Raw genomic sequence first — 13,528 nt, 5'->3', positions numbered from 1 at the left:
TCACGCGCCTAGAGTTGGCGTTCGGAGGCGACCTCGTAGGCGAATAGGCGGCGATCGGAAACCCCGAACCGCGGCCAATGGCTGCGCCATGTCGCCATATGTTCGGTTTTGAAATGCGCATCGAGCGCGGCCTGGTCGCGCCAAGCTTCGAACACCCGGATCAGGCCGGCGTCCAGCACGTCCTCGGCATAGGAATATTCCAGGCAGCCATCCTCGGCGCGGCTGGCGTCCAGCATGGCCGCCATGTGCGGACGGAAGGCCGCCAGGTTTTCCGGCGGCACCCGCACCGTCCCGGCGATGATCAGGGTCACGCCCGCTCCAGCCAGGGCTGGCTGATCGCCCGCTTGGCTTCGAAGACGTCGATGGACGGGGCGGCCTGCAGGGTCTCGCCGATGGCGTCCAGGCCCTTGAGCATCTTGTCCTTGCGGGACGGATCGATCTGGAAGGCGAAGGTCTTGCCCGAAGGCGAGACCACGGTCTGGGCTTCGAGGTCGACGGTCACCATGTGGTTGCCGCCCTTGGCCTCGTCCATAAGATCCTGAACTTCCTCGGGTTTCAGAACTACTGGCAGCAAGCCGTTCTGGAAGCAGTTGTTGTAGAAAATGTCCGCGAAGCTCGTGGAGATCACGCAGCTGATGCCAAAGTCCATCAGCGCCCAGGGCGCGTGCTCGCGCGAGGAGCCGCAGCCGAAATTGTCGCCGGCGACCAGCACGCCGGCGCCCTTGTACTCAGGCCGGTTCAGGACGAAATCGTTCTTTTCCTTGCCGTTTTCATCGAAGCGGAAGTCGTAGAACAGGCCGCGGCCCAGGCCCTCGCGCTCCACCGTCTTGAGGAACTGCTTGGGGATGATCTGGTCGGTGTCGATGTTCGCCAGCGGCAGCGGGGCGATCTTGGCGTCGAGGCGGGTAAAGGCTTGCATGCTTGGTCTTTAGCAGAGGATCGGTTCAGGTCGAGGGCCGCTCGCCCTGCGCGATGATGAGGGCCGGGGCGGAGACCACGCCGGCGCGAACGGTGAAGACGCGGGTGCCCGGCTTTCGGCCGGTTTTCACGTCGGAAACGTCGAAACCTGCCGAAGCGATGCGGGCGTGGGCGGCCTCGATGTCGGCCACTTGCCAGGCAAGGCCTCCGAACCGGTCCGGGGCGTCGGAAACCTGCCGATCGAGGCTGGCGCCGAACTCCACGACGCTATCGGCGCAGCGGAAGAAAAGTTGCCGGACCTTCCAATCGGGGTTCGAACGGTCGAGCCGCAGGTCGAGCCCGAGCTTGGCGCCGTAGACGGCGAGCGCGCGGTCGGGGTTCGGTGTGTGGACCACCACATGGTCGAGACGGGTCACCTCGCCGGGGCCCGTCACAGGCGATTGCGGCCAGGCGACGCCGTCGCGCGGCGGCGCGGCGAGCAGCAGATTGAGGCCCCCGGTCGTCGCCGGGTCGAGCGTGGCGCTGGTCCAGTAGCGCTTGCGCCGGTCGTCATGGGTCGAGCGCACGGAGCGCGGCGGGGCGCCGGCGATCCCCCGGCGCGCGAGCAGGGCGTGGGTCGCTTCGATGTCGGCGGCGGTGAAGGACATGGCCCAGATCCCCTCGCCGTGGCCGTCGAGATGGGCGCGGATGGTGTCGCCGAATGCGCCTTCGCCATGAGGAGCGATGATGTCGAGCGCCATGTTGGGCAGCTGGAACCAGGCGTGCCGCGCGCCGCCGTCTCCGCCGACCCAGTTCGGTTCGCGGCCGAGCAGGCGGACATAGGCGTCGACCGCCGCGTCGAGGTCGCGGACCGCCAGGGCGATATGGTCGAGGGCCGTGATCATCGGCCGCGCCAGGCCTCGCCCTCGTCCGCCTCGCCGGCGAACAGCAGGCGCATGGAGGAGCCGGCGAAGGCGAGCGTGTAGAGGACGAGAAGAAGCAGGATCGCCCCGCCGAACATCAGTCGCCAGATGCGCTGGCTGTTCGGATCGACCAGCACCTTGCCGTCGGCCTTCAGTCCCAGCACCTCGCCCTTGAGGATCTGCATTTCGACCCGCGCGCCGGGCTGCAGGCGCAGCAGCGGAGTGGGGCTGCCGCAGTTGCGCCGGATGCGGCACTCCAGGATCAGCGGCTTGCCGGTCCGGTCGAGGTCGATTCCGTAGCTGCGACCGAAGGCGCCGACCTGATCGATGCTGCTGAGCTTGCCGGTGATCGTGCGGCTGGGGCCGAAGTCGGCGAAGAAGCCGGAGGCGGCCACCCAGAGGCCGAGGGCCAGGATCGGCGCGCAGAGGGCGACGATGGCCGCCTCTACCGGCTTGTCGAACCGGTTGCGGTCACCGAGGGCGACCTGATTCTGGCGGATGCGCAGGATGATGGCGAGCAGGCCGACGGCGGCGAAATAGCCCACGGCGAGCATGATCGGGCCGATCTGCCCCGGGCCAGACCCGAAGATCCCGCCCTGGCCCGCGAAGGCGGCGGCGCCGGCCCCGAGTCCGGCGCAAAGGATGGGCAGCCCCCACCAGACGAGAAAGCTGGTGCGGGCGCTCATCATCACATGAAATCCCTGACGTCGGCGATATGCCCGGCTATGGCGGCGGCGGCGGCCATGGCCGGGCTGACCAGATGGGTCCGCCCGCCGCGGCCCTGCCGGCCTTCGAAATTGCGGTTCGAGGTCGAGGCGCAACGCTCGCCGGGGGCCAGGCGGTCCGGGTTCATGCCCAGGCACATCGAGCAGCCAGGCTCGCGCCAGTCGAAGCCGGAAGCCTTGAAGATGGCGTCCAGGCCTTCCTCTTCGGCCTGGGCCTTCACCAGGCCCGAGCCCGGCACGACCATGGCCCGCACGTGCGGCGCGACCAGCTTGCCGTTGACGAAGGCGTGCTGGACGACCTTGGCCGCCTCGCGCAGGTCTTCGATGCGGCTGTTGGTGCACGAGCCGATGAAGACCACGTCGATCTTCGCCTCGGTGATCGGCTGGCCGGCGGCCAGACCCATATAGTCGAGGGCGCGTTCGGCCGAGGCCCGCTTGTCCGGCGTGGAGAAGCTCTCAGGCGCCGGCACCCTGTCGGTGACGGCGATGACGTCCTCAGGCGACGTACCCCAGGTGACCAGGGGGGCGATCTTGGCGGCGTCGAGCACGATCTCGCGGTCGAAGACGGCGTCCTCGTCCGAGTAGAGCGTCGTCCAGTAGTTCTTCGCCATCTCCCAGGCGCCGCCCTTCGGCGCGGCCGGACGGCCGGCCATGTAGTCGTAGGTGGTCTGGTCTGGCGCGACGAGGCCCGCGCGGGCGCCGCCCTCGATGGTCAGGTTGCACAGGGTCATGCGGCCTTCCATCGACAGGCCGCGGATCGCCTCGCCGGCGTATTCGATGACGTATCCGGTGCCGCCGGCGGTCCCGATCTCGCCGATGATGGCCAGCGCGATGTCCTTGGCGCCGACGCCCGGCGCCAGGGTCCCGTCGACGGTGACGCGCATGTTCTTCGCCTTTTTCTGGCGAAGGGTCTGGGTGGCCAGCACGTGTTCGACTTCGGACGTGCCGATGCCGTGGGCCAGGGCCCCGAAGGCGCCGTGGGTCGAGGTATGGCTGTCGCCGCAGACGATGGTCATGCCCGGCTGGGTGCGGCCCTGTTCGGGGCCGACCACGTGGACGATCCCGTTGCGGATGTCGCCCATCGGGAAGAACTCGATGCCGTTGTCCTTGACGTTGCGCTCGAGCGTCTGAAGCTGCAGACGCGCCTCGTCGTCGGCCACCGCGGCCACGCCCTTGGCCTGGCCCTCGGTGGGAATGTTGTGGTCGGCGACCGCAAGCGTGCGGTCGGGCCGGCGCACCGGCCGGTGATTGGCGCGAAGGCCGGCGAAGGCCTGCGGCGTCGTCACCTCGTGGATGAGGTGCAGGTCGATATAGATAATGCTCTCGCCGTCCTGTTCGTCGACGACGTGGGCGTCCCAGATCTTGTCGTAAAGCGTCTTGCCAACCATGGCCGGCATCTAGGTCTTGACGGGGTGCAAAGTCCAGCGCCTGCCCGTAATTGCCGAATTTTGCAGATCAGCTATTCATAGGTGCATGGCGAACGCCGACTGGGATCTGTTCCAAAGCCTGCACGCCGTGCTCCAGGCCGGCAGCCTTTCGGCGGCGGCCAAGTCGCGCGGCCTGACCCAGCCGACCCTGGGGCGCCACATCGAGGCGCTGGAGCAGAAGCTGGGGGCGCCGCTCTTCCTGCGCTCGCCGCGCGGGCTGACCCCCACCGACCTGGCCCGCCAGCTCGAGCCGCACCTGGCCGAGATGTACGCCGCCGCCGCGGCGGCCATGCGCGACGCCTCGGGCGCGGCCGACTCGCTGCAGGGCGCGATCCGCATCACCGCCAGCCAGATCATCGGGACCGAGGTGCTGCCGGCGATCCTGGGCTCCTTCCGCAAGGAGCACCCTGAGATCGACCTGGAGCTGGTGCTGTCGAACAAGGCCGAGGACCTGTCGCGGCGCGACGCCGACATCGCCGTGCGCATGGTGCGCCCGACGCAAGGAGCCCTGGTGGCGCGCAAGGTGGGCGCCATAGGCGTCGGCTTCTATGCGGCGCCGGACTATCTCGACCGCCACGGCGCGCCCGAGAGCCTGGAAGCCCTGACCGATCACTGCGTGGTCGGCTTCGACCGCGAGGCGCCCAGCATCGAGGCCCTGGCCGACCTCAACCTGCCGATCGAGGTGACGCGCGAGCTGTTCGCCTTCCGCTCGGACAACGATCTGGCCCAGATCGCCGCCATTCGCGCCGGGCTCGGGGTCGGCGCCTGCCAGCACCAGATCGCGCGGCGTTACGGCTTGGCGCCGGTCCTGCCCAACGCCTTCGGGTTCGAGCTGGAGGTCTGGATCGCCATGCACGAGAACCTCAAGGGCCACCGGCGCATGCGGCTGATGTTCGACCACCTGGTCGCCGGTTTCCAAGCCTTCATCGCCGAGGGACGGTGGGGGTGATGCGCATCCACGTCGTCGGCGCCTCGTCCTCGGGGACGACCACCCTGGGCGCGGCCCTCGCGCAAAGGCTGGCCGTGCCGCACCTCGATACGGACAGCTTCTTCTGGGAGGCGACCGACCCGCCGTTCACCACCAAGCGGCCGGAGGCGCAGCGCGTGGCGATGATGGAGGCCGCGATGGCCGGCCAGCCGGGCTGGACGCTCTCCGGGTCGATGATGGGCTGGGGCGAGGTGTTCATCCCCCGCCTCGACCTGGCGGTCTTCCTGCATGTGCCGCCGGACGTGCGGCTGGCGCGGCTGCTGGCGCGCGAGCAGGCGCGCTACGGCTCGGCCATCGAGCCGGGCGGAGCGATGCACGCCGCGCACCTGGAGTTCATCGAATGGGCGCGCGGCTACGACACGCCGGGCTTTCCGGGCCGCAGTCTGGAGCGGCACCGCGCCTGGCTCGCCGCCCTCCCCTGCCCGGTGATCGAGATCGCGGGAACGCCGGACGTGGAGGAGAGCCTGGCGCGGGTGATGGCTTTCGAGCAGCGATAGTTCGGTGTCGTCCCGGAAAGCACGCAGCGCTTGTCCGGGCCCTATTCGAGCTTTGGCCGAGGAATGAGGCCCAGCCCCATACTGCTCCATCAGGTGTTCATGGGTCCCGGCCGTCGGCTGCGTCGAAACCGGGACGACACTGTTGGTCACGCCCGCGCCACATGCAGCATGTTCGAGCCGCCGCTGGCCAGCAGGCGGCCGTCGGCGGTCCAGATGCGGGCCTGACCGTGGACGAGGCCGGCGCCGGCGGTGTCGGCGTGGGCGTCGACCAGCAGCCAGTCGGCGCCCGCGCCCGAGCCGTGGAACCACACCGTGACGTCGAGGCTGGGCGCCACATAATTCGGGCGCTCGACCAGGCCGCGGTGGTGGGTCGGCCAGAGCAGGGTGTCGATCAGCAGCAGCGGGCGGCAGGCGTCCAGGAAGGCGTCGCCATCCTCGTAGCCGACGAAGCGGAACCATTCGCGCAACCGCGCGGGGCCGGGCTGACGCGGACCGTCCCACGGAATCCAGACCAGCGGCTTGACGTCGAGGTTGAGCCAGAAGCCGGTGATCTCGCCCGCCTTGGGCCCGAGGTGTTCGGCCACGGTCTTCAGCTCCTCGGGGGGAGCGACCTGCGGCATGGCCGCCTCGGCGGTCGCCGGGCCATCCTGCTTGTTGGTGGTCCAGACCTGAGCCTGAAGGAAGGTCTTGCCGTCCTGGACCAGGGCGACATTGAGCAGCCAGGCGTTGCGGCCGGTCTTCACCGGCGTGACCTGGCACTCGACCGGCGCGAACCTGGCGACAGACAGGTACTGGACCGAGATGGTCGCCGGGCGGTGGCCTTCCGGCGCGACCGCGCCCGCGGCGCGCAGGGCGATGGAGGCGACATAGCCGCCATTGGGCCCCCAGATGTTCCAGGCCGGGTCGAGCAGGGCGGTCAGCCGCTCGCCGTCGCGCGTGATGGCCGTGTCCTGTTGCAGAGCGCCCATGATCCGTCCCCCTTTCCCACGTCGGGCGCGAATTTGGCCGCGTCGCTCGATTTGCGGTAGTGCCTGAAGAGCACATCTCCCGTGCGAACGCGACGCGCGCTATCTCAAGGGCCAGGAGGTGGCCTCATGTGCACCGGTGGATGTCTCTGCGGCGCGGTCCGCTACGAAGCCAAGGGCGATCCGATCAATGTGCGGGTGTGCCATTGCCGGCTCTGCCAGCGGGCCATCGGGGCGGCGTTCAACGCCCGTGCGCTTTACGAGATCGACATGGTGGTGCTGACCGGGCCGGTGGCGAGCGTGAACTCCTCCCCAGGCCTGAAGCGCGGCTTCTGCCCGCAGTGCGGCACGACGATCTTCTCGATGCGCGAGGCGTTGGGGGTGATGGGCCTGACCAGCGGCAGCATGGACGATCCCGAGCGTTTCAAGCCGACCGAGCACATCTGGATCTCCAGCAAGCAGCCTTGGCTGGTGCTGGACGACGGCCTGCCGCAATACCCGGAAGGGCCGACGGAATAGCGTCGCCGGGGCCTAGCTCAGCGCGTTGCGGCAGGCGGCGGCCATCGCCACGGGGCCGAGCGCGACCGCCGCCGCCGCATAGGCCGCCAGCAGGGCGAAACCCGCCCGCCAGGGCAGGCCCGAGCCGAAGGCGTCCAGCGCCCCGCCGCCGAAGATCACCGGCGGCACGAACAGCGGCAGCACGATCACCGCGGTCAGCAGCCCGCCGCGGCGGGCGCCGAGGCTGAGGGCCGCGCCGATCCCCCCCATGAACGAGAACGCCAGCCCGCCCATCAGCGAGCAGGCGAAGACCAGCGGCGCCAGCTGCGGCTTGGCGCCCAGGGCGATGGCCGCCAGCGGCGCGGCGAGCGCCAGGGGCGCGCCGGTCGCCAGCCACTGGCCCAGGCACTTGACCGCGCAGGCGATCTCCAGCGGCAGGGGCGAGAGGGTCAGCAGGTCCAGCGCCCCGTCCTCGAAGTCGCGCTCGAACAGCCGGTCGAGCGAGAGCAGGGCGGCCAGCGCCAGCGCCACCCAGGCCGCGCCCGGCGCGATCGCCGCCAGCCGCGCGGGCTCTGGTCCCGTCGCCAGCGGCAGCAGGGTCGCGACGCCGGCGTAGAAGCCCAGCGAGACCAGCGGGCCGCCGCCCCGGCCCCAGGCCAGGGCCGCCTCGCGCGAGAGAAGAGCGATCACCCGGCTCACGGCGCGATCTCCACCGCTTGGGCGGGGATGGGCAGCGGGTCGTGCACGGCCGCCACGATCAGCCCGCCGCCGGCCATGTGCTCGGCCATGATCGCCCCGAATCGCTCGCGCCAGTCGGCGTCCAGCGGGCTCAGCGGTTCGTCCAGCAGCCACAGGGCGCGCGGCGCGGCCAGCAGCCGCGCCAGCGACAACCGCCGCCGCTGCCCGGCCGACAGCCGCCGCACCTCCAGCTCGAGCAGCCGGGTCAGGTCCAGCCGCTCGGCGGCACGGCGCGCGGCGTCGTAAGAGGCGCCGTTCCAGCGGGCCCAGAAGCTGAGCTCTTCCCAGGCGGTGCGGGCCGGCTTCTGCCCGTCCTGGTGCCCGGCCAGATGGATGTGCTCGGCGCGCGCGTCCTCGGCCGCTAGCGCACCAAAGGTGATCGCCCCGGCCTCCAGGCTCGCCAGGCCCGCAATGGCCCGCAGCAGGCTGGTCTTGCCCGCGCCGTTGCGGCCGATCAGGGCCGCGGCGCTCCCGGCCTCGACGGCGAAGGACAGGCCCTCGAACAGCAGTCGCCCACCCCGGCGCAGGGCCAGGTTTTCGATCCCAAGGCGCCCGATCAAAGGGCCGCTCCTTGCGGGTGATTCTCAAGTGGCCAGGAAATACCGCAGCGCACATGGACGGTTAGGACAGTATGGCCTATGACGCCCGCGGCCGTCGCCACCTTGGGGGGCGTACGCGGCGCTGGGACGAACGCTGTGTGTCCGCCCCGAAAAGCGCGCGATCCCCGATGTGGTCCAAGAGCGGCCGAGAACAGAGGAAGGATCCCTGATATGGCGTCTAACGACAGCCTGAAAACCCGCCGCGAACTCGTCGTCGGCGACAAGACCTACGTCTACTACAGCCTTCGCGCCGCAGAGGAAGCCGGTCTTTCGAACGTCGCCCGCCTGCCGGTCTCGATGAAGGTGCTGCTCGAGAACCTGCTGCGCAACGAAGACGGCTCGACCGTCGGCCCCGACGACCTGAAGGCCCTGGCCGCCTGGCTCGACAACAAGGGCGCGGTCGAACACGAGATCAGCTTCCGCCCGGCCCGCGTGCTGATGCAGGACTTCACCGGCGTCCCGGCCGTGGTCGACCTGGCCGCCATGCGCGACGCCATGACCGCCCTGGGCGCCAACCCGGAAAAGATCAACCCGCTGAACCCGGTCGACCTCGTGATCGACCACTCGGTGATGGTCGACTACTTCGGCACCGCCAAGGCCTTCGGCGAGAACGTGGAGCGCGAGTACGAGCGTAACATCGAGCGCTATCGCTTCCTGCGCTGGGGCTCGTCGGCCTTCAACAACTTCCGCGTGGTGCCGCCCGGCACCGGCATCTGCCACCAGGTGAACCTGGAATACCTGGCCCAGACCGTGTGGCTGAACGAAGAGGGCGGCGAGGCCGTCGCCTATCCCGACACCGTGGTCGGCACCGACAGCCACACCACCATGATCAACGGCCTGGCCGTGCTGGGCTGGGGCGTCGGCGGCATCGAGGCCGAGGCGGCCATGCTGGGCCAGCCGATCCCGATGCTGATCCCGGAAGTCATCGGCTTCAAGCTGACCGGCTCGCTGCCGGACGGCGCGACCGCCACCGACCTGGTGCTGACCGTCACCCAGATGCTCCGCAAGAAGGGCGTGGTCGGCAAGTTCGTCGAGTTCTTCGGCCCGGGCCTCGCCGGCCTGACGCTGGAAGACCAGGCGACCATCGCCAACATGGCCCCGGAATACGGCGCGACCTGCGGCTTCTTCCCGGTCACCAAGGCGACCATCGACTACCTGCGCGCCACCGGCCGTGACGCCGCCCGCGCCGACCTGGTCGAGGCCTACGCCAAGGAACAGGGCATGTGGGTCGAGGCCGGCGATCCGGACCCCGTCTTCACCGACACCCTGGAACTCGACCTCGGCGCCGTCCTGCCGTCGCTGGCCGGCCCGAAGCGCCCGCAGGACCGCGTGCTGCTGTCGGACGCCGCCTCGGAATTCAAGGCCGCCCTGGCCAAGGACTTCGGCAAGACCGGCGAAGAGCCCCGCGTGCCGGTGGCCGGCGAGAAGTTCGACGTCGGCAACGGCGATGTCGTGATCGCCGCCATCACCTCCTGCACCAACACCTCCAACCCCTCGGTGCTGATCGCCGCCGGCCTGGTCGCCAAGAAGGCGGTCGAGAAGGGCCTGAAGGTCAAGCCGTGGGTGAAGACCTCGCTGGCCCCCGGTTCGCAGGTGGTGACCGACTACCTGAAGGCCGCCGGCCTGACCAAGTCGCTCGACGCGCTGGGTTTCAACCTGGTCGGCTACGGCTGCACCACCTGCATCGGCAACTCCGGCCCGCTGCCGGAAGCGATTTCGGAAGCGGTCAACGCCAACGACCTGGTCGCCTGCTCGGTGCTCTCGGGCAACCGTAACTTCGAAGGCCGCGTGAACCAGGACGTCCGCGCCAACTACCTGGCCAGCCCGCCGCTGGTGGTCGCCTACGCCCTGGCCGGCTCGATGAACATCGACCTGGCCACCGAGTCGCTCGGCGAAGGCAAGGATGGAAAGCCGGTGTTCCTGAAGGACATCTGGCCGACCTCGGAAGAGATCGCCACGCTCCAGCGCAAGCACGTCACCCAGAAGATGTTCGCGACCCGCTACGCCGACGTCTTCAAGGGCGACAAGAACTGGCAGGGCATCAAGGTGTCCGGCGGCCAGACCTACGGCTGGGACATGGGTTCGACCTATGTGCAGAACCCGCCGTACTTCCAGGACATGAAGATGGAGCCGGCGCCGGTCACCGACATCGTCGAGGCCCGCATCCTCGGCGTGTTCGGCGACTCGATCACCACCGACCACATCAGCCCGGCCGGCTCGATCAAGGCGACCTCGCCGGCCGGCGTCTACCTGCGTGAGCGTCAGGTGCCCGCCACCGAGTTCAACTCGTACGGCGCGCGTCGCGGCAACCACGAGATCATGATGCGCGGCACCTTCGCCAACATCCGGATCCGCAACAAGATCACGCCGGAAATCGAAGGCGGCGTGACCAAGCACTTCCCGTCGGGCGACGTCATGTCGATCTACGACGCGGCGATGCGCTACCAGGGCGAAGGTCGCCCGGCGGTAGTGTTTGCGGGCAAGGAATACGGCACCGGCTCGTCGCGCGACTGGGCCGCCAAGGGCACCAAGCTGCTGGGCGTCCGCGCGGTCATCGCCGAGAGCTTCGAGCGTATCCATCGCTCGAACCTGGTCGGCATGGGCGTGCTGCCGCTGCAGTTCACCCAGGACGGCTGGCAGAAGCTGAACCTGACGGGCGAGGAGATCGTCACGATCCGTGGCCTCACCGAGCTTGCCCCGCGCAAGCAGCTGACCGTCGAGATGTACCGTCCGTCGGACGGCCGCATCGCCCGCTTCCCGGTCCGCTGCCGCATCGACACGCCGACCGAGCTTGAATACTTCAAGAACGGCGGCGTCCTGAACTACGTGCTGCGCAATCTCGCGCGGGCCTCTTAGACAAAGACGGGCTTGCCTCTCCCTCGCGGAGAGGTAGACCATCGATACGGAGGGGGTCTGCCGCCCGTGCAGGCCCCCTCTTCGATTCCGCGAGCCTCGAAAGCCGGTCACGCCTTGTTGAAATCCAAAGCTCAGGGAAGTCCGCTTAAGTGCGCTGCGATGCGTAAGGCCGCGCTGCTCAGCCTCATTCTCTGCGCGACGCCCGTAGCGGCGTCCGCCAAGCCGCCGGTCGTGGTCGAGCTGTTCACCGCCCAGGGCTGCGCCTCCTGCGGCGAAGCCAACGCCTACCTGGCCAAGCTGGCTCAGCGCGAGGGCGTGCTCGCCCTGACCTTCCCAGTCGACTACTGGGATTATCTGGGCTGGTCGGACACCTTCGCCAAGCCCGAGTTCACCGCCCGCCAGAAGGCTTATGTCGCACGGCTCGAGCTGCGCGAGCCCTATACGCCCCAGGTGGTGGTCGACGGCCACGCCCAGGCCGGCGGCCTGCAGGCCGAGAAGGTCGATCGGCTGATGGCCCAGGCCGCCCGCGCCCCGGCCGATCCGCCGGACATGGCCTTCATCGGCCAGCGCCGCGTCGACGTCGGCTCGGGCAAGGTCCCGCGCGGCGGCGCCGAGGTGTGGATGGTGCGCTACGACCCGCGCGAACAGGACGTGGTGGTCAAGAAGGGCGACAACCGCGGCCAGACGGTCCAGCACCGCAACGTGGTGCGCGAGATCAAGCGCCTAGGCCCCTGGAAGGGCCGCCCCACCGCCTATCGCCTGCCTCAGGCGGGCGAGGAAGATCTGCAGACCGCTGTCATCGTCCAGGGCGCCGACGGCGGCCGGATCATCGCCGCTGCGCTCCGCGACTGATCGGGCGCCTCCTCAGCGCATCGCGCTGATGCCCTTGAAGGTCTGGGCGGCTTCGATCGGGGGCATGGCCAGCATGATGTCGAACATGGCGATGCTGAACTCGCAGAAGGCGGTTTGTTCGAGCGGCGAGGTCGCCTTCTTGGGATCGCCTTCGATTGCGCGGAGCGCGACCCGCAGTTCGTCACTTGGCAGGCGATCATAAGCCTGCATGGCGATGGCCTCGAGCTTCTTCTGCGCCAGCTTCTCGGGCGGCGCCGGCTCCGGATTCAGGGCGGTCTGCTCCAGCAGCTTCACCATCAAGGCCATTTCACGCTTGGTGAGCTCTTCGGGTAAGGCGTTGATCGCGGCCATATCGTGGGCCCGGACGCCCAGCACCGACAGGCAATAGCCAGGGTCGCGGGCCAGGGCCGATTTGGCCTGATCGCGCGTCAGGGAGAGCATTCCCACGGTGTTCTCGACATTCGCCTTCGCGCCCTGCTCGGCCACCAGCGTGGCGACCATTTGATTCGTTTCGGCGACCATCTCGCTGTAGCGGCGGCCGCTGTTGGCGCCCTGGACCAGGCCGTCGACGACCTGCGCGTAGGTGGCCGGATAGTGCTTGGCCAGCACGGGATACAGCGGAACGCTGTTCAGCTGGGCGATCGCCGCTTCGCGGGTGAGGGTCTCGGCGGTCGCCGGGTGCGCCAGGAACAGGCCGGCGGCCAAGGCCGCGGCCATGGGCCAGCGGCCCGCACGACTTCCGATCTTAGACATGGATTGTTCCCCCACCAGGAGCTCGACCATATCGCGGCCCTGGCCGACGGCAAGGCAGGGTTGTGCGCCCGGCCCCGGAGAAAACGAAGCCCGCGTGGCTGGGGGGGACCACGCGGGTTCGCTTTGGGGGGTATTCTATGAAGAAGCGTCGGTTGGCCGAAGGCCGATCCAGGGGGGCTGGGGGGGCTGTTCAGGATCCGGGACCAGCAGTTCCGACCAACCGACAATGTGACTATCGAGGGCGGATCGGGCGCGCTAACGACCGAAATAAGGTCTTTCCATGGCGGCACATTACGGCTGTTTTAGAATTGGCGGAGGTCGTGGCGCCTGCGCAACTCAGCTGCGCCGTGAACAGAATATTTGTCGAGCGCGGCGATTTGGGGCACGCTTACCTTCGATGGCGCTTGATCCGCAACAGCAGCCTGCCCGGACCGTTCAGGTCTTTTTCGAGCGCCGCGAGCTCGACCGTCTTCTTGCTCTCTACGGGCGCATGGTCGCCGCTGGCGAATGGCGCGACTACGGCATCGGCGCCCTGGCCGACGCCTGCGTCTTCTCGGTCTTCCGCCGCGCCTCCGAGGCGCCGCTTTATCGCATTGAGAAGCGCCCGGCCCTGGCCCGTCGGCAGGGCGCCTGGGCCGTTATCGGCCAGGGCGGCATGATCCTGCGCCGCGGCCACGAGCTCGAGCAGGTGCTCCGCTTCTTCGACAAGGGCCGTTTCAAGGTCGTGGAGTAACTCCCCCACTGTGGGGATCTCAAAACAAAAACCCCGGCGGTTTCCCGCCGGGGCTCTGCGAAACTCGGTTCCTCTGG

At 68.9% G+C, this 13,528-nt stretch carries 15 protein-coding genes; 6 read left to right on the top strand and 9 right to left on the bottom strand.

The window, feature by feature from the left end:
- Window positions 1-8 precede the first annotated feature (8 nt).
- Genes ACE3T2_RS16180 through leuC form a run of 5 tightly spaced genes read right to left on the bottom strand, consistent with a single transcriptional unit; the run spans window position 9 to window position 3,933 of the window.
- Complete coding sequence (locus ACE3T2_RS16180) at window positions 9-311, bottom strand: putative quinol monooxygenase (RefSeq protein ID WP_374659175.1); 303 nt, start codon at window positions 309-311, stop codon at window positions 9-11.
- Window positions 308-919, bottom strand: coding sequence for a 3-isopropylmalate dehydratase small subunit (gene leuD, locus ACE3T2_RS16175; protein WP_374659173.1), 612 nt, complete (start codon window positions 917-919; stop codon window positions 308-310). The genes ACE3T2_RS16180 and leuD overlap by 4 nt, the downstream gene beginning before the upstream one ends.
- Window positions 920-944: 25 nt before the next feature.
- Window positions 945-1,802, bottom strand: a complete 858-nt coding sequence (locus ACE3T2_RS16170; protein ID WP_374659171.1) for a VOC family protein — start codon at window positions 1,800-1,802, stop codon at window positions 945-947.
- Window positions 1,799-2,509 (bottom strand): hypothetical protein, encoded by a 711-nt coding sequence (locus ACE3T2_RS16165; protein WP_374659169.1) that lies wholly within the window; start codon window positions 2,507-2,509, stop codon window positions 1,799-1,801. The genes ACE3T2_RS16170 and ACE3T2_RS16165 overlap by 4 nt, the downstream gene beginning before the upstream one ends.
- Complete coding sequence (gene leuC / locus ACE3T2_RS16160; RefSeq protein WP_374659167.1) at window positions 2,509-3,933, bottom strand: 3-isopropylmalate dehydratase large subunit; 1,425 nt, start codon at window positions 3,931-3,933, stop codon at window positions 2,509-2,511. Before leuC ends, ACE3T2_RS16165 begins: the two co-directional genes overlap by 1 nt.
- 85 nt (window positions 3,934-4,018) lie before the next feature.
- Here leuC and ACE3T2_RS16155 point away from each other — a divergent pair, with 85 nt between their 5' ends.
- Both ACE3T2_RS16155 and ACE3T2_RS16150 read left to right on the top strand, forming a co-directional pair.
- Window positions 4,019-4,921, top strand: coding sequence for a LysR family transcriptional regulator (locus ACE3T2_RS16155; protein ID WP_374659165.1), 903 nt, complete (start codon window positions 4,019-4,021; stop codon window positions 4,919-4,921).
- A complete protein-coding gene (locus tag ACE3T2_RS16150) occupies window positions 4,921-5,457 on the top strand; it encodes a hypothetical protein (protein ID WP_374659163.1) in 537 nt (178 codons plus the stop codon). The genes ACE3T2_RS16155 and ACE3T2_RS16150 overlap by 1 nt, the downstream gene beginning before the upstream one ends.
- Before the next feature lie 146 nt (window positions 5,458-5,603).
- Here the strand turns inward: ACE3T2_RS16150 and ACE3T2_RS16145 are convergent, their stop codons facing one another.
- The gene (locus ACE3T2_RS16145; RefSeq protein WP_374659161.1) at window positions 5,604-6,425 is read right to left on the bottom strand and encodes an acyl-CoA thioesterase; all 822 of its coding nucleotides are present in this window, start codon (window positions 6,423-6,425) and stop codon (window positions 5,604-5,606) included.
- 126 nt (window positions 6,426-6,551) lie between these two features.
- On the opposite strand from ACE3T2_RS16145, the gene ACE3T2_RS16140 reads away from it, so the two are divergent.
- On the top strand, window positions 6,552-6,941 hold the full coding sequence (locus ACE3T2_RS16140; protein ID WP_374659159.1) for a GFA family protein: 390 nt from the start codon (window positions 6,552-6,554) through the stop codon (window positions 6,939-6,941).
- A gap of 12 nt (window positions 6,942-6,953) precedes the next feature.
- Here ACE3T2_RS16140 and ccmB read toward each other — a convergent pair whose 3' ends face one another.
- Window positions 6,954-7,619 carry a heme exporter protein CcmB gene (gene ccmB, locus ACE3T2_RS16135; protein WP_374659157.1) on the bottom strand — a complete coding sequence of 222 codons (666 nt, stop codon included), beginning with the start codon at window positions 7,617-7,619 and terminating at the stop codon, window positions 6,954-6,956.
- The gene (gene ccmA / locus ACE3T2_RS16130; RefSeq protein ID WP_374659155.1) at window positions 7,616-8,218 is read right to left on the bottom strand and encodes a heme ABC exporter ATP-binding protein CcmA; all 603 of its coding nucleotides are present in this window, start codon (window positions 8,216-8,218) and stop codon (window positions 7,616-7,618) included. The genes ccmB and ccmA overlap by 4 nt, the downstream gene beginning before the upstream one ends.
- A 210-nt stretch (window positions 8,219-8,428) precedes the next feature.
- Between ccmA and acnA the strand changes: the two genes are divergently transcribed.
- A complete protein-coding gene (gene acnA / locus ACE3T2_RS16125) occupies window positions 8,429-11,113 on the top strand; it encodes an aconitate hydratase AcnA (RefSeq protein ID WP_374659153.1) in 2,685 nt (894 codons plus the stop codon).
- Window positions 11,114-11,272: 159 nt separating this feature from the next.
- Window positions 11,273-11,965: a DUF1223 domain-containing protein gene (locus tag ACE3T2_RS16120; RefSeq protein ID WP_374659151.1), complete on the top strand. Its 693-nt coding sequence runs from the start codon at window positions 11,273-11,275 to the stop codon at window positions 11,963-11,965.
- Window positions 11,966-11,977: 12 nt separating this feature from the next.
- Here ACE3T2_RS16120 and ACE3T2_RS16115 read toward each other — a convergent pair whose 3' ends face one another.
- Window positions 11,978-12,718: a hypothetical protein gene (locus ACE3T2_RS16115; RefSeq protein WP_374659149.1), complete on the bottom strand. Its 741-nt coding sequence runs from the start codon at window positions 12,716-12,718 to the stop codon at window positions 11,978-11,980.
- A 397-nt stretch (window positions 12,719-13,115) separates the two neighbouring features.
- Between ACE3T2_RS16115 and ACE3T2_RS16110 the strand changes: the two genes are divergently transcribed.
- Window positions 13,116-13,451 carry a DUF2794 domain-containing protein gene (locus ACE3T2_RS16110; protein WP_374659147.1) on the top strand — a complete coding sequence of 112 codons (336 nt, stop codon included), beginning with the start codon at window positions 13,116-13,118 and terminating at the stop codon, window positions 13,449-13,451.
- Window positions 13,452-13,528: the final 77 nt, after the last annotated feature.

The sequence above is a fragment of the Phenylobacterium sp. genome (genome assembly GCF_041919955.1).
Taxonomy (GTDB): Bacteria; Pseudomonadota; Alphaproteobacteria; order Caulobacterales; family Caulobacteraceae; genus Phenylobacterium.
This window is presented reverse-complemented; position numbering and strand designations above follow the sequence as displayed.